General features: G+C 28.2%; 16 protein-coding genes. 13 read left to right on the top strand and 3 right to left on the bottom strand.

Annotation, left to right across the window (positions count from 1 at the left end):
• Window positions 1-73 precede the first annotated feature (73 nt).
• The 12 genes from scfA (at window position 74) to wecB (ending at window position 11624) form a co-directional block, all read left to right on the top strand.
• Window positions 74-223, top strand: coding sequence for a six-cysteine ranthipeptide SCIFF (scfA, locus tag JFY71_RS06775; RefSeq protein WP_243660067.1), 150 nt, complete (start codon window positions 74-76; stop codon window positions 221-223).
• 71 nt (window positions 224-294) lie between these two features.
• Entirely contained in the window at window positions 295-1662 is a 1368-nt protein-coding gene (gene scfB / locus JFY71_RS06770; protein ID WP_243660066.1) for a thioether cross-link-forming SCIFF peptide maturase, read from the top strand.
• Window positions 1662-3047, top strand: coding sequence for an aminotransferase class I/II-fold pyridoxal phosphate-dependent enzyme (locus JFY71_RS06765; RefSeq protein ID WP_243660065.1), 1386 nt, complete (start codon window positions 1662-1664; stop codon window positions 3045-3047). Before scfB ends, JFY71_RS06765 begins: the two co-directional genes overlap by 1 nt.
• Window positions 3048-3099: 52 nt before the next feature.
• On the top strand, window positions 3100-3462 hold the full coding sequence (locus JFY71_RS06760) for a GntR family transcriptional regulator (protein WP_243660064.1): 363 nt from the start codon (window positions 3100-3102) through the stop codon (window positions 3460-3462).
• Entirely contained in the window at window positions 3455-4165 is a 711-nt protein-coding gene (locus tag JFY71_RS06755; protein WP_243660063.1) for an ABC transporter ATP-binding protein, read from the top strand. The genes JFY71_RS06760 and JFY71_RS06755 overlap by 8 nt, the downstream gene beginning before the upstream one ends.
• Window positions 4158-4997: an ABC-2 transporter permease gene (locus tag JFY71_RS06750; protein ID WP_243660062.1), complete on the top strand. Its 840-nt coding sequence runs from the start codon at window positions 4158-4160 to the stop codon at window positions 4995-4997. The genes JFY71_RS06755 and JFY71_RS06750 overlap by 8 nt, the downstream gene beginning before the upstream one ends.
• 139 nt (window positions 4998-5136) lie before the next feature.
• Window positions 5137-6642: a D-alanine--poly(phosphoribitol) ligase subunit DltA gene (gene dltA / locus JFY71_RS06745; RefSeq protein ID WP_243660061.1), complete on the top strand. Its 1506-nt coding sequence runs from the start codon at window positions 5137-5139 to the stop codon at window positions 6640-6642.
• Window positions 6642-7826, top strand: a complete 1185-nt coding sequence (dltB, locus tag JFY71_RS06740) for a D-alanyl-lipoteichoic acid biosynthesis protein DltB (RefSeq protein WP_243660060.1) — start codon at window positions 6642-6644, stop codon at window positions 7824-7826. Before dltA ends, dltB begins: the two co-directional genes overlap by 1 nt.
• A gap of 14 nt (window positions 7827-7840) precedes the next feature.
• Window positions 7841-8083 (top strand): D-alanine--poly(phosphoribitol) ligase subunit DltC, encoded by a 243-nt coding sequence (dltC, locus tag JFY71_RS06735; protein ID WP_243660059.1) that lies wholly within the window; start codon window positions 7841-7843, stop codon window positions 8081-8083.
• Window positions 8073-9251 carry a D-alanyl-lipoteichoic acid biosynthesis protein DltD gene (dltD, locus tag JFY71_RS06730; protein WP_243660058.1) on the top strand — a complete coding sequence of 393 codons (1179 nt, stop codon included), beginning with the start codon at window positions 8073-8075 and terminating at the stop codon, window positions 9249-9251. Before dltC ends, dltD begins: the two co-directional genes overlap by 11 nt.
• A gap of 208 nt (window positions 9252-9459) precedes the next feature.
• On the top strand, window positions 9460-10557 hold the full coding sequence (locus JFY71_RS06725) for a glycosyltransferase (protein WP_243660057.1): 1098 nt from the start codon (window positions 9460-9462) through the stop codon (window positions 10555-10557).
• A gap of 8 nt (window positions 10558-10565) precedes the next feature.
• A complete protein-coding gene (gene wecB / locus JFY71_RS06720) occupies window positions 10566-11624 on the top strand; it encodes a non-hydrolyzing UDP-N-acetylglucosamine 2-epimerase (RefSeq protein ID WP_243660056.1) in 1059 nt (352 codons plus the stop codon).
• Window positions 11625-12035: 411 nt separating this feature from the next.
• Here the strand turns inward: wecB and pdxR are convergent, their stop codons facing one another.
• Complete coding sequence (gene pdxR, locus JFY71_RS06715; RefSeq protein ID WP_243660055.1) at window positions 12036-13415, bottom strand: MocR-like pyridoxine biosynthesis transcription factor PdxR; 1380 nt, start codon at window positions 13413-13415, stop codon at window positions 12036-12038.
• A 111-nt stretch (window positions 13416-13526) separates the two neighbouring features.
• Here pdxR and pdxS point away from each other — a divergent pair, with 111 nt between their 5' ends.
• Window positions 13527-14393 (top strand): pyridoxal 5'-phosphate synthase lyase subunit PdxS, encoded by an 867-nt coding sequence (gene pdxS / locus JFY71_RS06710; RefSeq protein ID WP_243660054.1) that lies wholly within the window; start codon window positions 13527-13529, stop codon window positions 14391-14393.
• 232 nt (window positions 14394-14625) lie between these two features.
• Here the strand turns inward: pdxS and JFY71_RS06705 are convergent, their stop codons facing one another.
• The gene (locus JFY71_RS06705; RefSeq protein ID WP_243660053.1) at window positions 14626-15489 is read right to left on the bottom strand and encodes an LPXTG cell wall anchor domain-containing protein; all 864 of its coding nucleotides are present in this window, start codon (window positions 15487-15489) and stop codon (window positions 14626-14628) included.
• Between the two features lie 226 nt (window positions 15490-15715).
• The gene (locus tag JFY71_RS06700) at window positions 15716-18067 is read right to left on the bottom strand and encodes an ABC transporter permease (RefSeq protein WP_243660052.1); all 2352 of its coding nucleotides are present in this window, start codon (window positions 18065-18067) and stop codon (window positions 15716-15718) included.
• Between the last annotated feature and the right edge of the window lies 1 nt (window position 18068).

Raw genomic sequence — 18068 nt, 5'->3', positions numbered from 1 at the left:
ATATCCTATATTATTGTTACTATTATAATATCTATGATATAATTAATTGTATATTTTATGGAGGTACATAACTATGAAAAAACACATTAAAACATTAGCAGGCAATTCTTTGAAAGAATCAGCATGTACAGGTGGATGTGGTGAATGTCAAACTTCTTGCCAATCAGCATGTAAAACATCTTGTACTGTTGGAAATCAAGAATGCGAAAACGAAAATAGATAATAAGAAAGAGCTATATAGCTCTTTTTTATTGTTAAAATCCACTTAAGAATACAGTAAATTAAGGAGAACCTATGATTCATAAATATAAAATGAATAACTATAATATAGTGCTAGACATTTATGGCGGTGCCGTACATGTAGTAGACGATATTAGTTATGATATTTTAGATTATTATAAAACAAATACAAAAGAAGAGATTATTTCAATATTAGATAATTATCCTAAAGAAAAAGTAGCTGAAGCCTATGATGAAATTCAGGAAATGGAAAATCAAGGTTTACTTTTTACTTCAGATGATTATTTAAATATAGATGAATTTGAAAAAAGAGAGCCTGTCCTAAAGGCTATGTGTTTACATGTAGTACATGACTGTAATTTAAAATGTAAATACTGTTTTGCCTCTCAAGGAGATTTTGGTGGACATAAGGCTTATATGTCATCGGAAGTTGGTAAAAAGGCTTTAGATTATTTAGTTGCTAATTCAGGAAGTAGAAAGGCTTTAGAAGTGGACTTCTTTGGTGGTGAACCATTAATGGATTTTGATTTGGTAAAAGAATTAGTGGAATACGGCAATGAAATAGCAGAAAAAAACAACAAATATTTTAGATTTACAATAACTACCAACGGTATATTATTAGATGATGATAAAATTGACTATATTAATAAACATATGCATAATGTTGTTTTAAGTTTAGACGGAAGAAGAGAAATAAACGATGAAATGCGTCCAACTCTTAATGACAAGGGAAGTTACGATATTATAGTTCCTAAATATCAAAAATTAATTCAAGGAAGAAAAAATAAGTATTACTATGTTCGTGGTACCTTTACAAGAAAAAATTTAGATTTTTCAAAAGATGTTAAGCTCTTTAAGGATTTAGGCTTTGATTTAGCCTCTGTTGAACCTGTAGTTGATGCTGATTACAACGAGTATGCCATAAGGGAAGAAGATCTTCCTACTATATTGCAGGAATATGAAAATTTAGCAATTGATTACGCTAAAGCTCAAGTTGCAGGTGATGCTTTTAAATTCTTCCATTTTATGGTTGATTTGACTCAAGGTCCTTGTGTAATAAAAAGAATGTCCGGTTGTGGTGCCGGTTGTGAATATGTAGCAGTAACTCCAGAAGGAGATATTTATCCTTGCCATCAATTCGTTGGTAATGAAAAATTCAAAATGGCAAATATTTTAGATGAAAAAGTCGAGCTTCCTAGAGAAATGCAAAATGAATTTTTAAATTGTCATGTTTTTTCAAAAGAGGAATGTAGAGATTGTTGGAATAAGTTTTACTGCTCCGGTGGTTGCCATGCAAATGCCTATAATTTTAATGGCGACATTATGAAACCCTATGAAGTTGGCTGTGAAATGCAAAAGAAAAGAACAGAATGTGCAATTATGGTTAAAGTAGCAAAGATGATGCAAGGAGAATCAATATAATGAAAAATATAAAGTCCCCTGTTTTACAGGGGCTTTTGTCTATGTCTAAAAAAGACAAATTCCGTTTCCATATGCCCGGTCATAAGGGAAAATTTTTAGAATTATATAAGAGTATGTCCAGTAATTTACTGTCTTTGGACTTTACTGAAGTTAACGGTACAGATGATTTGTATAATTCTAAGGAGATTTTAAAGGAAGGCATGGACTTACTGACAAAAGAAAGGATGTCTAAGTATAGTTTCTATTTAACTAATGGCACAACTGTAGGAATTTTAGCATCTATTATGGCCTTGACCAATAATGAAGATAGTATTTTAATCTCCAAAGATTGCCATAAATCCGTTTATAGTGCAATTGAATTAAATAAATTAAAGCCCATAATTCTTGAAAATATAATTTATGATTCCGGTTTAGTTTTACCTATTGAAGAAGATCTTATTATTAATGAATTAAAAAGAAATAATAATATTAAAATGGTGGTTTTTTCAAGGCCAAATTATTATGGACTTTGTTCCAACATTGAAAAACTGGCAAAATATTGTAGTGAAAATGAAATTTTCCTGCTAGTTGATGAAGCCCATGGCTCCCATTTAAACTATCATTCTGATTTACCAAAAAACGCTTTAAAATCCGGTGCCCATATTTCTGTAAACTCATTTCATAAAACCCTTCCGGCTTTAACTCAAAGTTCGGTAATAAATTTTAACCATAACTTAAGTCAGTTAAATATAAAAAAGGTTTTAAATATAATAGAAAAACTTCAATCCTCTTCCCCATCCTATTTATTAATGACATCTATTGATATTAGTAGAGCCTATATGGAAGTCTATGGAAAGGAAAAATTAAATAGTTTAAAAACCCATATTGAAGATTTTGAAAAATCCATTGAAAATTTACCATGGATTAAAATTCCTTATATACCTAATTATATTAGAAAGGATTTTACAAGAATTATACTTGAAACTAAAATGCCGGCTAGTATTGTTCAAAATTATCTGGAAGAAAATAATATTTACCTTGAAATGATAAGTAAAAATATTTTAGTCCTAATTACTACAACAGAAGATACAAAGGAGGATTTAGAATACCTTTCTAGGATTTTGAAAGATTTTAATCCAAATTATAATATAAATAATAATATAGTTGAAAATATAGATGACAAAAACAACAATGATAATTTACATTATGTTCCCTTAAATAAATCTGCAGGTAAAAAATTAAATGAAAATATTATTATTTACCCTCCAGGAAGTGTTTATTTGAAAAAGGGCGATATAATAAGTGAAGAAAATATAAAATATATTAATGAACTTATTAACTCCGGAATAAAAGTGTACACCGACTTTAATAAAGATATAAACAATCTGTATATTTCTATTGACTAAAGTCAAACTATAATGTATTATTGGGTTAGTACATTATAGAAAGGAGATATTTATGAAATTTAATGATTTCCAACCAATATATATCCAAATAATGGATTATATAAAGTACCAAATCATTCGTGGAGAATTAAAAATAGATGAAAAGGTCCCATCTGTTAGAGAAATAGCATCTACTTTAAAGGTCAATCCCAATACTGTTCAAAGAAGTTATAGTGAACTGGAAAGAGAAGATGTAATATATGCTAAAAGAGGACTTGGAAATTTTGTTACTTCAGATCCGGATATTGTAAATAATTTAAAAGAAGAAAAAGCAAAGGAAATACTGGACAATTTTTTAAATGAAATTCGAAAACTGGGTTTAACAAAATATGAAAGTATAAAATTAATTGAAGAAGGATGGAAAGATAATGAATAGTATTGTACAAATTTCTAACCTAACTAAAAAATATAATAATAATATCGCCTTAGATAATTTAAATCTTGAAATAAAAAACGGTACAGTAGTTGGTTTATTAGGTCCTAATGGCTCTGGAAAAACAACCTTAATAAAAATTTTATCCGGCTTGTTACGAACATACTCCGGTGAAGTTTTAATCGATGGTGAAGCCCCCGGTCCTATTACAAAATCCTATGTATCATATTTACCTGATAGAAGTGTTTTAAATAACTTTAATAAAATTTCCGATTGCGTTAAATTCTTTGAAGATTTTTTTGAAGATTTTAATACTAGTAAATGTAAAAATTTATTAAACACTTTAGGCTTAAAGGAAAGTTCTAAAATTAAATCCCTATCTAAAGGTATGGTTGAAAAATTACATCTGTCTTTAATATTGGCCAGAAAGGCAAAATTATATATTTTAGATGAGCCAATTGCAGGAGTTGACCCTGTAGCTAGAGATGAGATTTTAAACGCCATTATAGACAATATTGAGCCGGAAAGCACAATGATAATTTCAACTCATTTAGTTAGGGATATTGAAAATATCTTTGATGAAGTTGCTTTTATTAGTAACGGAAAAATCATTGAATATGATATAGCAGAAAATATAAGAACCCAAAGTGGAATATCCATAGATGAAAAATATAAAGAAATATTCGGAGGTGTATATAATGACTAAGTTATTAAAATATGAGCTTAAAGAAAGTTCGAAATATTTTTTATATATAATATTAGGAATAATTATTGCCTCTTTAAGTTTAGCCTTTACAATTATTAGGGCCACAAAAATCAATGAAAGCAATATGTCAGAATTTACGGCAATTTCAATGGGCCTATCTTCCTTACTTGCCTTCGGATTATTTATAGCGGTTTTTGTAGGTTTTATATTTATGATTATTAGTTCCTACCGAAAAGATTTATATACTGACAGTGCCTATTTAAAATTTAGTTTACCTATAAACGGTTCTCAATTATTAAATGCTAAGCTTTTAAATGTATTAATTTGGTCAGTATTGATGACCGTAGTAACAATAGTTATAAATTTACTTATTTACGGTATTTTCCTTAATCAATATATGGATGAATTTATTACATCCTTTAAAAATGCTTGGGATTTCTTTAATATAGGAATAGGATCAAATATCTTCTTGATTTTAAATTATATATATTCATTTTTTGCATCATTAATAACCGTATATTTTTGTATAACTTTTACAAAATCCTTTTTTAAAAATAGTAGAAATGGTTATATTTGGGTTTTAATATATATTATTTGGGGAATAATCAAAAGTTTTATTTCCATGGTAACATCAATAGCTTTACCTTATTATTTGTCCCTTGGAAAAAACTTATCCATTATTAAACTTGACTATGGTTCATATGCTGACTCCCTACTTGAATCTACGGAATTTATAAACCTTAACCTCGGTTTTTTTATTATTGAAATAATAATTACAGTACTAATATATTTCTTTACAATTCACATGCTTAATAAAAAAGTCGATATTTAAAGATAAAATACATCTATAAATAACTATAGGTGTATTTTTTATTTGCATATATTACAAAATCATTACAATTTTTAGATTTCAATACTTTGTCACCTTTCCTGTGGTATAATACATAAGTAAATTTAGAGAGGGAGTTATTATGTGGATATTAGACGAGTTATTAAAATTAAAAAATAGTAATAAATTAGCAATTAACCATGGTGATGACAAAATTACATTTAAGGATTTATGGACTAAATCAGAAATATTAGCTAATTATATAAAAAATAATACAGAGGATAATTCAACAGTTGCTATTTATGGAAATAAGGAAACTGAAATGCTTCTAACGGCTGTTTCAAGTTTAAAGGCAGGTAGAGCTTATTCTCCAATAGATATTACTTTTCCGGAAAATAGAGTAAGTAAAATAATGGATAAATTAAATGGTGATTTAATCTTTAATTTTTCTAAAAATAAATTAAATAACAACTATGTTGAAATAAATAGAGATAAACTAAACAGTATATTAAAAGAAAACTCAAAGGCTACAATCAGTCAGGACAATTGGATTAAAGATGATGATACCGCCTATATATTATTTACATCAGGCAGTACCGGTGAGCCTAAAGGGGTGCCAATTTCAAAAAGAAATATTGAAACCTTTAATCATTGGTTTAGAGAATATTGTGAGTTTGGAAATGGTGACTACTATGTCCTTGACCAAGCGCCTTATTCCTTTGACCTATCCGTTATAGCAGTACACCTATATTTTTCTCTTGGAGCTACTTTAGTTGCAATTGATAAAAAAATGCTGGAAGATTTCAATTATTTATTTGATACATTGAAGAGCTCTAACTTAAATGTTTGGATATCAACTCCTTCAATGATGGAGTTGTGTTTATTTGATAAAAAATTTTCTTCAAAGTTACTTCCAAATTTAAAGAAAATTATATTCATTGGAGAGGTTTTAACTAAAAATCTAGTCAAAGAATTAAATGTAAGATTTAAAGATGTTGAAATAATTAACGGATACGGTCCTACTGAAGCAACTTGCGGCGTTTCTGCTTGCTATATTAATGACGAGCACTTAATTGCAGAGGATTCCTTACCCATTGGATATTCCGGTGAAAATATTGGGTTTTATATTGAAAAGGACGGTAAAATAATCGATGACGATAACACCGATGGAGAATTGATTTGTACCGGTGACAGCGTTAGTAATGGCTATTATAAAAACCCTGAACTTACTAAAGAAAAATTCTTTACAACAAAAGATAATAAAATGGCCTATAGGACAGGTGATATTGTTTATAAAAAAGGAAATCTTTATTATTTTAAAGAAAGAAAAGATTTCCAGGTAAAACTACATGGCTATAGAATTGAATTAGACGATATTACAAATAATATTCAAAATATTGAATATATTGACAACTGTATCACTATACCCGTTTATAAGGACGGTAAGGTAAGCCATTTAACCTCTTTTGTTATTTTAAATAATAAAACGGATTTAAAAGGATTAAAATTGAATATAGATATAAAGAATAAATTAAAGAAATCCATACCTAGTTATATGATTCCTAAAAAAATAATAGCAGTAGACAAATTCCCATTAAATATTAATGGAAAAATAGACAGAAAGAAATTATTGGAGGATTTTAGGTAATGATAACACAATTTGGTGATTTATTTTCTCTATATGTCTATTTTATATTACTACTACCGGCTATTATCTTAGGAATTTTAGGTAAGAAAATTAAGTATTATGGATTTATAGTATCTATCCCTTGTCTATTTTTAATATTTGTAGACAATATGAATTTGTCATGGAATATAAAGATCTATATAAACTTAATACAGTTTATTCTTTACTTGGTTTACCAATTTGCATTAATAATATTCTTTACAAATTATTGGAAAAATAATAAAAATAAATATGTTTACTATATTGTTCTTGTTTTAAGTATATTGCCCTTATTTTTAGTAAAACTATCACCTCATGTGAAAATGCCTCCTATTGGCTTTATTGGTATTTCATATTTGAGTTTTAGAATTTGGCAAATTATAATCGACACTAAGGACGGTAACTTTAAGCATAAAAATATACTGGATATTTTTTATTTCATAACTTTTTTCCCAACAATTTCTGCTGGACCAATAGACAGACAAAGAAGATTTTTTAAAGAAATTAATAGTGATATAAATAATATAGACTATATTAATAATTATTTAATAGATGGGTTTAAAAAAATTGTCCTGGGAATACTTTATAAATTTGCCATAGCTTCTTTTATAAATGAACGTATATTGGAAAATTTACACTATCTACCTAAGAATTATGCTTTTTTAGCTACGATTATATATATGTACGCCTATACACTCTACCTGTTCTTCGATTTTGCCGGTTATACAAATTTTGCAATTGGAACAAGTTATTTCTTAGGAGTAAAACCTCCTGAAAACTTTAAAAAGCCATTTTTAGCTAAAAATATGAAAGAATTTTGGAACAGGTGGCATATATCCCTATCAAAATGGTTTAGTGACTATATATTTAGTAGATTTTTATTAAATAATTTAAGAAACGGTAATTTTAAAAGTAGAAAACTTGCTACAAGAGTAGCCTTTTTAATTACTATGGGAACAATGGGTATATGGCACGGTTTTGAACTACATTATATACTTTATGGTCTCTACCAAGGTATATTACTAGTAATAACCGACATTTATTTAAGTTCAAAAATATACAAGAATTTTAAAACAAAAAAATTATATGCTCCAATAAGTATAATAGTATGTTTCCAATTTATAGCCTTTGGTATGCTATTATTCTCAGGGTATTTATTTAAATAATTTAGGAGGAAATTATGGATTACGAAAAAATCGCTTTAGAAATAATGGAAGAAATTACAGATACTGATGAAATAAACGAAAATATGGACCTAGATCTGTTTGAAGCCGGTTTAATAGACTCTCTTTCAACTATAAGTATAATATTATTAATAGAAGAAAAAATGGGCTTGGTATTACAGCCTACTGATTTCGAAAGAGATGATATTGCAACAGTTAATAATTTTATACAATATTTAAAAAATAAAAATGAAGAATAGTGAAAAAAATAAAACATTAAAAAATATTATGACAATTATAATACCTATTATTTTTTTTATAATAATTTTAATAGGTATTAATAAATATTTTTCTAACTATATTGAAGATAATTACAAACCAGGTATTGGCTCAATATATTCAAATGAAGTTAAAGACAAGGGGATTTCCTTATTAAATGAAACTTTAAAATCCAATGATATATTATTAATGGGTTCTTCTGAATTGCCTGTTCCCGTTGATCAAAATCCTAGGAATTTATTTCCTAATAATATATCACCAAAAAATTTAACCATTACCGGAGCTCCTCATGTTCAAAGTCTACTAAACGCAATAAAATTAGGTGCACTGGAAACCAACCCTAATAATAATATTACTATAATTATTTCATTACAATGGTTTATGACTGAAGAAATTGATATTGACGGATTTAATTCTAATTTTTCAGAATTACAGTATTGCAAATTAATGAATAATAAAAAAATCAGTACAGAACTAAAACAAAGGATATCCGGTAGAGTATATGAACTAACGAAGGATTCTCAGCTTAGTTCAAACGTTAAAGTATATTCTAAACTTATGAAAAATGATAGACTTGCAGGAAAAGTAATTAATCCTTTTATTTTCTTAAAAGAAAAAGGATTATATTTAAAAAATTCTTATGAATCATTACCCTTAATTAATGACCATAAAGACAGTAACAAAAAAGAAATACTTAATTTAGATTTTAATCAGTTGGAAATAGTAGCCGAAGAACAGGCAAAAAAATTAGTTACTAGTAATAATTTTTTTACTGAAGACGAATATTATGAAAAAAATATAGCACCAAACTTAGAAACTATTAAAAACATGTACCAAAATGTAGATTTGCAAAACTCTAAAGAATTTCAAGACTATCTGATTTTATTAGATCTATGCTCTGAGCTAGGAATAAAACCATATATTGTAATTGTATCTACAAATGGTTACTACTATGACTATACAGGCTTATCTAAAGATAAAAGATACTCCTATTATGACAAGGCTATCAATATGGCAAAAGAACATGATTTCCAAGTATTGGATTTAAAGGATTATGAATACGAAAAATACTTTTATTATGATGTCATGCATTTAGGTTGGAAAGGTTGGTTGAAAATTAGTGAAGAAATGGCAAGATATTTTAAATAAATTAAATGAAAACACATTTTTCATTATAATAAAAAATACTTTAATTCTATTATTGATTTTTATATTATTAATAAATTTGAAAAATGCAAAAATAGATTTTATATATGAAAACTTTTAAAACACTAAAAATTAACCATCAATTGTAAAATATGCTAAAATATATAATTGATGGTTAATTTATATAAAAATAATTAAAGGGCTTAATAATATGAAAAGAATGATTTATCATATTCCATACTATGTAGATAAAGATAGACATAGCGGTTCTCATATTAGACCAATTAAAATGCTAAATGCCTTTAAAAACATTGGTTATGATGTTGACATTATTATGGGATATGCTGCACAAAGAGAAGAAGCAATTGATAAAATAAAAAATAATATTCTAAATGGTGTAATATATGATTTTTGTTATAGTGAAAGCTCTACAATGCCAACTTTACTAACAGAAAAAAACCATATACCTACACATCCATTTTTAGATTTTGGTTTTTTTAGATTTTTAAAAAATCACGGTGTAAAAATCGGATTATTTTATAGGGATTGTTATTGGCTATTTGAAGAAGGAACAAAGGGAGTTTCAAACTTCAAGAAAAAGGTGAGTAATTATTTTTACAGATATGATTTAAAAAAATATAGTAAATTGCTTGATGTTTTTTACTTACCTACAACTCTTATGAAGGATTATATTCCTATGAAGTTTAATGGTAAATACGAACAATTGCCACCGGGAATTGACAAAAGTCAACAAGTAAACAAGAATACTGTAGACTATAATACTAATTATATAAAAATATTTTATGTTGGTGGAATAGGTCCAATGTATAATATGGACTTACTTTTTCAAGCAGTATCAGAACTTGAAAACATCAAATTAACAGTATGCTGTAGGGAAAATGAATGGATTTCCGAAAAACCTAGACTGGAAAAATATTTAAATAAAAACATTGAGATAATTCATAAATCAGGTTTAGAATTTAAGGATGACATTGAAAGTTCACATATAGCATCTGCTTATTTTGAACAATCTGAATATAGACGATTTGCAATGTCTGTTAAACTATTTGAATACTTGACTTATAACAAACCTGTTTTAAGTGTAACAAATACAGCTGTTGGTGAATTTGTTAATGAGTATAATATAGGATGGAATATTCCTTATAATAAAATATCACTAAAAAATTTCTTAATTGAATTAAGAGATAACAAAAATTTAATAAAAGAAAAAGCAAATAATATAAAATATGCTTTAGAAGAAAACACTTGGGAAGCTAGAGCAAGAAAAGTTGCTAAGGATTTAAGTTAGGAGAGAACATGAAAATACTATCTATAATTGGTGCTAGACCACAATTTGTAAAGGAAGCTATAATACAAAAAGAAATAAACAAATATAAGGATATTGAAGAAATAGTTGTTCATACTGGACAACATTATGATGAAAATATGTCCGATATTTTCTTTCAAGTTTTAAATATGAAAAAACCGGATTACAATTTAGGAATTAATGGTTCCTCCCATGGTCAAATGACTGGTAATATGTTAATTGAAATCGAAAAGATCATGGTAAAGGAAAAACCGGATGTAGTTATACTTTATGGTGATACAAATTCTACATTAGCCGGTGCAATAGCTGCATCAAAATTAAAAATAAAGGTTGCCCATATTGAAGCAGGACTTCGTCAAGAACCTAAGGATATGCCTGAGGAAATAAACAGAGTTATAACCGACAGGATTTCAAATTATCTCTTTGTTCCTAGTGATTATGGACTAAAGAACTTAGAAGGAGAAGGTATTAAAAACAATGTATTTTTTACCGGTGATGTAATGTATGATATCTACCTAGAAATGATACCTTATTTTGACAATTCCTTAATAGAAAAGCTAAATTTGGAGGCAAACAACTATATTGTTATGACCTTACATAGGGACTTTAATGTAGATGACCCTAAAAAATTACAAACAATATTGGAACAAGTTGCTATGGTTAATAGCGAAACACCGGTAGTTTGGCCTATTCACCCAAGAACTGCCGCTAGAATAAAAGCCAATAATCTAGAAAAATATATAAAGGATTTGAAAATCTTAGAACCAATAGATTATTTAAACTTAATGGGACTTGTACAAAACTGTAAAAAAGCCTTAACTGATAGTGGCGGATTCCAAAAGGAAAGTTATTTTGCAAATAAAGAAGGTGTTGTTGTAATGCCGGACACATCTTGGAGGGAATTAACCGATAAAGGAATTAACCTACTAGCAGAACCTAATGAAATATATGAAAAAATCATGGAAAATAACAATACAAAATTTGAAAAAGGAATTTACGGCAACGGTGATTCTGCAAAACAAATAATTAAAATATTACATGATAACTAAAAATTAATAAAACACTAAAAATCCAATTTACTGGTTTTTTAGTGTTTTTAGTTTTTTAGTCAATAATTTATAGTATTGGGCACTAATTCTTAAATACTAATTTAAATTTAGCAATAACACCTATAAATACTCCAACTATTAAGATGAAAATAACTAAAGATTTTACTAGTAAAATTATTGTCATTATTTTCAAAACTTTAAATTGAATGTTATTATAGTTTTTTATAAAGTCTTTTGTGGTTAAAACATCAACAATGCTGGAAAAATTTCCATAACCCAGCTCTATTAAATCTTATTTTCAAGTACTTGAATTTAGTTCATATTACCTATATCTTTTTAGTAAGCTCAAATTATATCCACCTATAAATAAACTTCCTTATTAAAATATTTTATTCTATAATTACCTATCTTTTAAGTCCAAGCTTTTTTCAGTCTTTCTATGCAGTTTTCTATATCCTTATATTTAATATGGGCAAGTCCAATTAAAATCAATTTACTCTCCTTATTTTCTTGGTGCCAATTTCCCTTGGAAGTGTAGACTTTAACACCTTGTTTTTCAGCAGAGGTTAAAATTTCTTCATAGCTTTTCTCCTTAGGAAATTCCAGTAAAATCCATATTCCAGCCCCCGATTTAAGTATTTTAATTTCACTATTAAATTTACTTAATTTCTTTACAAATAAATCATGATTTTTTTTAAAACTAACACATAATTTTCGAATATGTCTTTTATAATCACCGGATTCAATAAACCTTGCAACAATATACTGATCAATTAAAGAAACTGAACAATTGTACTTATTTGTTTTTTCCTTATATTTTTCAACAAGATATTTAGGTAAAATTACATAGCCCATTCTAATAGCTGGAGAAATGGACTTTGAAAAAGTTCCTAAATATATTACCCTGTTATTTTCATCAATGGATTGTAATGATGGTATTGGCTTAGTATAATAGGTAAATTCACTATCATAATCATCTTCAATAATATATGAATTATTCTTTTCTGCCCATTTTAAAAGCTCATAGCGCCTTTTTATGGACATAACTATTCCTGTAGGAAACTGATGTGATGGTGTAGTATAAATTGCTTTTATTTTTTCAGAAATAACTTCCTCAGGTATTTTTATACCTTCTTTATCTATTAAAATTTTTTCTATATTAGAGCTTTCTTCAAAAATTGAATATGCATCATGATAACAGGGTTCTTCTACAGCTACAGTACCATTGTTTAATTCAAGTAAATTAATAATTAATTGTAAAGAATCCTGTAAGCCATTTGTAATAATAATTTGATTTTCACTACAGTTTACTCCTCTTGATTCGTACAAGTATTTTCTTAATTCATTTCTTAAAAAAACACTTCCCTTTTCATTTTTTAAATTACATACTTCTTCATAATTATTTAAAGCTTCCAAAGAATATTTTCTCCACTTTGCTTTTGGAAATAAATTATTTGAAAAATGTAAGTCAAAAACCATACTATTGTTTTTAATCTTAGTTTTATTTTTTATTTCTTCTTCCTTAAAATCTTCCCTATTAGCTTTGTTTATCTTTGGTATATTTAAAACTTCAAAATTAGAACCCTTCTTAGACTCTATGTATCCTTCTGCTTCTAGTTGAGCATAGGCAGAATTAACAGTATTTCTACTTACTTCCAACTTTTCTGAAAGGGTCCTGCTTCCCATTAATTTTGTTCCCGCAACTATTTTTCCCGATATAATATCATCTAATATATTGTTATAAATTTGTAAATAATAAGGCTCTTTCGAATTTTTATCTATATAAATCATAATTACCTCCACTGGTACTATCTAATTTACTTTTCTGGCTCTTGTTATGGTGTCAGTATAACGTTATCATAAATATATTGTTATAACAATAGAATTAATTGGAGGTTAATAATGAATCAAAATTTGAAAATAGAATTTACTAATAGTTTAATTGGCGGAGTAATTATGGATGTTACAACTCCTGAACAGGCTAAAATCGCTGAAGAAGCTGGAGCTTGTGCTGTAATGGCTTTAGAAAAAATCCCGGCTGATATTAGAATTGAAGGTGGAGTTGCTAGAATGAGTGACCCTAAAATGATAAAAGAAATTATGGCTTCAGTAAATATACCTGTAATGGCAAAGGTAAGAATTGGTCATTTTGTCGAAGGAGAAATTCTTGAGGCTTTAAATATTGACTGTATTGACGAAAGTGAGGTACTATCCCCTGCAGACAATGAAAATCATATAAATAAAAATAAATTTAAAACCCCCTTTGTCTGTGGAGCTAAAAATTTAGGAGAGGCTTTAAGAAGAATAACAGAAGGTGCTTCAATGATAAGAACAAAAGGGGAACCTGGAACTGGCGATATTGTCCAAGCAGTAACCCATATGCGTGAAATCAACAGACAGATAAAAATAGTTTCTTTTATGGATGAAGACGAATTATTTACAGAAGCTAAAAAGTTACAAGTTTCTTATGAATTACTAAAATATGTACATGATAATAAAAAATTACCGGTAGCAAATTTTTCAGCTGGCGGAATAGCAACACCTGCTGATGCAGTTTTAATGATGAAATTAGGAGCCCAAGGAGTATTTGTAGGTTCCGGTATCTTTAAATCAGGCGATGCTGTAAAACGAGCTAAAGCCATTGTTAAAGCTGTGAAAAATTATAATAAGCCTAAAATAATTGCAGAACTTTCCGAAGACTTAGGAGAGGCTATGGTTGGAATTAATACAAGTGAAATTGAGATAAAAATGTCTGAAAGGGGAATTTAAAATAATAAATGAAATCAATTAATAGTGGTTCTATAATTTATAGTGTTGATGAAAATAAATCTATTATTACTATTTGACAAAGAACCTTTTAAACTTTTACCACATTCTCTTTATACATTAAAAAATCCTTTTAGCTAAGAGCCAATATGTCTTAATTAAAAGGATTTTTAACAATTTATATAAGATTATATTTCTTCTACAATAAAGAATACTTCAAATCTTATTCATATAACTATCTTTTTTTGTTTTTGAACAAATACACTCCTGATCCACCTAAAGCAATACCAACTATAGATAACATTGACATATCCATAATCCCAGTTTTTGGTAATTTATTCTCATCTTTTTTTGAATCAACTACCTTTGTTTCTTTTTCTGGTTTTGTTGCATCTGTTAATTTTGTTACATCTGTTGGTTTTGTTGCATCTGTTGGTTTTGTTGCATCTGTTGGTTTTGTTGCATCTGTTGGCCTTGTTGCATCTGTTGGTTTTGTTGCATCTGTTGGTTTTGTTGCATCTGTTGGTTTTGTTTCTTCTTCTGGAGCTGGTAATCCACCACCATAGCCTGTTTCACCTGGAGCTGGTAATCCACCACCGTAGCCTGTTTCACCTGGAGCTGGTAATCCACCACCGTAGCCTGTTTCACCTGGAGCTGGTAATCCACCGCCATAGCCTGTTTCACCTGGAGCTGGTAATCCACCACCATAGCCTATTTCGCCTGGAGCTGGTAATCCACCACCGTAGCCTATTTCACCTGGAGCTGGTAATCCACCACCGTAGCCTATTTCGCCTGGAGCTGGTAATCCACCACCATAACCTGGTACACCTGGAGCTGGTAATCCACCGCCATAGCCTAATATTTCATCTGGAGCTGGTAATCCACCACCGTAGCCTATTTTGCCTGGAGCTGGTATTCCACCACCATAGCCTGTTTCACCTGGAGTTTGTAATCCACCGCCATAACCTGTTACGCCTTGAGTTGGTATTCCACCACCATAACCTTGCTCTGATGCTAAAGTTTTTGTACTAAACAATAACATTACAGCTACAACAAAAAACACAAATGTTTTCTTTAAACTTTTACTTTTTCTTATCATTTCTTCCTCCTTATACATTATATATATTATAGGGTAAAATTTATATTTTTTCAATTATATTTAAGTATATATGTTTTTGTATAAGGAAAAATAATTAATATATGCCTTCCCTAAACTTTAAATCTATCAATATAAAAATAGATTATAGTATTACACACTCTTCTTGCAAAACAACTCTTACCAAGAACATAAACCAACTTAAACAATTTTATATTCTAATAAAAATTTAAATATTAGATTCTTTAGCTATTGTCATATTATATATTCTTTTCTTTGGTCCATATATTGATAGTAATATTGATACAATTATTATGAAAACAATTATAAAAATTGAATATATTGGAATAGTCCAAGCTGTTCCCCACTGTGTAGTAATCAGCTTATTAAAAAGAAATTTGTTTATTGGTACTCCAATTAAACATCCTATTACTATTCCTAACACACCATAAATAACGGCCTCTGTTCCTATTATTTTTATAATCTGACTATTTTTCGTTCCTATAGCCTTCATAATCCTATACTGATTCATTCGAGAAGACACACCCATGGAAATATTATTTATAATATTAAATATGGCTATTAGAGCAATAATAATAAGAAATCCATACATAAATAGGGCAAATGAATAATACGCTCCTATGGTTTCTTCATTTTCTAGTCTCAAATCAGAAAAAATAAACTCATTTCCAACTCTATTTCTAATCTCATTAATATCTTCTTCTGCAATTTTATTCTTTAATTGTAAATCAACTATTGTATAATTTTTTTGCTTAGTTATTTTTGTAAATAATTCTTCGGAACAAATTATCGTTTCTATATTTTTATTATTTTTAAATGGAGATTTTGATAAGACACCTGAAACTTTAAGATTTATTTCTTCCTCATTAATATTTATAGAAATATTATCATCTATTTTATTTTTGTTTTTTTCGGAATAAACTATTAAAGCTCCATTATTATTCTTTATCTTATCCAGGCTTCCTTTTATTAAATCATCTTTTGCCCAGTCAAGCTGCAAATCATCATAAGAAACTAAGTTTATTTTTTTACTTACCCCATCTATTTTTCCATTAAGGTCATATACAAGTTTTCTTCCGTATACCTTATCTACAGATTTGTTTAATTTTATATCCTCTATTAGATTACTTTTTATAGAATTAGAATTATTCCTACTTATTATTGAAATATCTGGAGTATTTTTATTTAAAGGGGAAATGGCATGATTCATAAAATGTATAGCAGTATTAAATGCTAAGAATAAAATAATGCTAAAGGCAAATGATAGAACTATTAATATGCTTTTTCTTTTATTCTCCTTTGCATGATAAATCCCCAAAGCTGTATCAACATGAAATATTTTTAGATTAGCAGCCTTCTTCGCTCTATATTCACCTTCCCTATTTCCTGATAATGCTACTAAAAGAGAGGTTTGTGAAGCTTTTTTTGCAGGAATTCTAGCCGACAATAATACAGTTATAAGTCCAACTAATATTCCTAGAACTATACCTATCCAACTTATGCCCAATGCCGGTAAATCCTTAAAGTATACAGGACTCATAAATTTAAGGGTAGCACAAAGTAACCATACAACTATAAGAGCTAATATGATACCTAAAGGCATAGAGCTTACACACCAATTTAAAGCTTCTCTCCTAACTATTTTTTTCACTTGTTTAGGTGTTGCTCCCAAGCAACGTAATGAACCAAAAAATTCTATACGTCTTGTTATTTCGTTACTTAAACTGCTGCTAATCATTAATATTCCCGAAATAGTCACTAATATGGCCAATATAATTGCAGCTATATAAAGTTGCATCATATAGTTATCATCACTTTGTAACATTAGCCCCAATAGTTTTGTATTTTCTCCTACTTGGTTTTTATCTATTCCATAGTCTTGGCAAATATTTGATATTGCTTTTTGTATATTGGTGTAAGATGTAAATTCTACATAGAACATATTTTTATTTTTGGAAAATTCACCATCCTCCACTGCTAATAATTTATTAAATACTTCTATTTTCATCATTCCACCTATTGAATCATTTTTTGTTATCATAGATGTATCATTAACAAATCCACAAATATTTAATTTCTTAGTCTTGCCTGATGGGAATTTTAAGTTTACAGTATCTTCTAATTGAACATTCAACCTATCTTTAGAATTATTAGTTAGTATAATGTCGTTGTCTTTTTTAGGAAATCCCCCTTCTACTTTTTTTATAGAAGGGAAAAATTCAAAAAAATCATTCTCTATTCCCATAAAGACCCCATTCGATTCTCCTATTAATAAATTTTTATCTAAATTATAATTATATACATCATACCAACTTGAATGCTTAACATCTTTTCTTTTAGATATTTTTTCAGCCTGTTTAGAGCTTATGTTCTTTAAACTTATATGCCATGCACCATCACTATTAACTGTTTGTATTTTTTGACTTCTAATTTCCATATCTGCCATACTAAAAATTACAGTAACTAAAAATACAGCTAGTAAGATACAAATTCTTGTCATTCTACTTTTCTTTTTATGATATCTAGAAGAAATCCAAACTAAATCAAGATAGTGTTTCATT

Source organism: Miniphocaeibacter halophilus (assembly GCF_016458825.1).
In the GTDB taxonomy this organism is placed as follows: Bacteria; Bacillota; Clostridia; order Tissierellales; family Peptoniphilaceae; genus Miniphocaeibacter; species Miniphocaeibacter halophilus.
This window is presented reverse-complemented; position numbering and strand designations above follow the sequence as displayed.

Excerpts from the sequence above, each read along its gene's own strand:
- scfA (WP_243660067.1), top strand. The coding sequence starts at position 74 with ATGAAAAAACACATTAAAACATTAGCAGGCAATTCTTTGAAAGAATCA.
- scfB (WP_243660066.1), top strand. The coding sequence starts at position 295 with ATGATTCATAAATATAAAATGAATAACTATAATATAGTGCTAGACATT.
- JFY71_RS06765 (WP_243660065.1), top strand. The coding sequence starts at position 1,662 with ATGAAAAATATAAAGTCCCCTGTTTTACAGGGGCTTTTGTCTATGTCT.
- JFY71_RS06760 (WP_243660064.1), top strand. The coding sequence starts at position 3,100 with ATGAAATTTAATGATTTCCAACCAATATATATCCAAATAATGGATTAT.
- JFY71_RS06755 (WP_243660063.1), top strand. The coding sequence starts at position 3,455 with ATGAATAGTATTGTACAAATTTCTAACCTAACTAAAAAATATAATAAT.
- JFY71_RS06750 (WP_243660062.1), top strand. The coding sequence starts at position 4,158 with ATGACTAAGTTATTAAAATATGAGCTTAAAGAAAGTTCGAAATATTTT.
- dltA (WP_243660061.1), top strand. The coding sequence starts at position 5,137 with ATGTGGATATTAGACGAGTTATTAAAATTAAAAAATAGTAATAAATTA.
- dltB (WP_243660060.1), top strand. The coding sequence starts at position 6,642 with ATGATAACACAATTTGGTGATTTATTTTCTCTATATGTCTATTTTATA.
- dltC (WP_243660059.1), top strand. The coding sequence starts at position 7,841 with ATGGATTACGAAAAAATCGCTTTAGAAATAATGGAAGAAATTACAGAT.
- dltD (WP_243660058.1), top strand. The coding sequence starts at position 8,073 with ATGAAGAATAGTGAAAAAAATAAAACATTAAAAAATATTATGACAATT.
- JFY71_RS06725 (WP_243660057.1), top strand. The coding sequence starts at position 9,460 with ATGAAAAGAATGATTTATCATATTCCATACTATGTAGATAAAGATAGA.
- wecB (WP_243660056.1), top strand. The coding sequence starts at position 10,566 with ATGAAAATACTATCTATAATTGGTGCTAGACCACAATTTGTAAAGGAA.
- pdxR (WP_243660055.1), bottom strand. The coding sequence starts at position 13,415 with ATGATTTATATAGATAAAAATTCGAAAGAGCCTTATTATTTACAAATT.
- pdxS (WP_243660054.1), top strand. The coding sequence starts at position 13,527 with ATGAATCAAAATTTGAAAATAGAATTTACTAATAGTTTAATTGGCGGA.
- JFY71_RS06705 (WP_243660053.1), bottom strand. The coding sequence starts at position 15,489 with ATGATAAGAAAAAGTAAAAGTTTAAAGAAAACATTTGTGTTTTTTGTT.
- JFY71_RS06700 (WP_243660052.1), bottom strand. The coding sequence starts at position 18,067 with ATGAAACACTATCTTGATTTAGTTTGGATTTCTTCTAGATATCATAAA.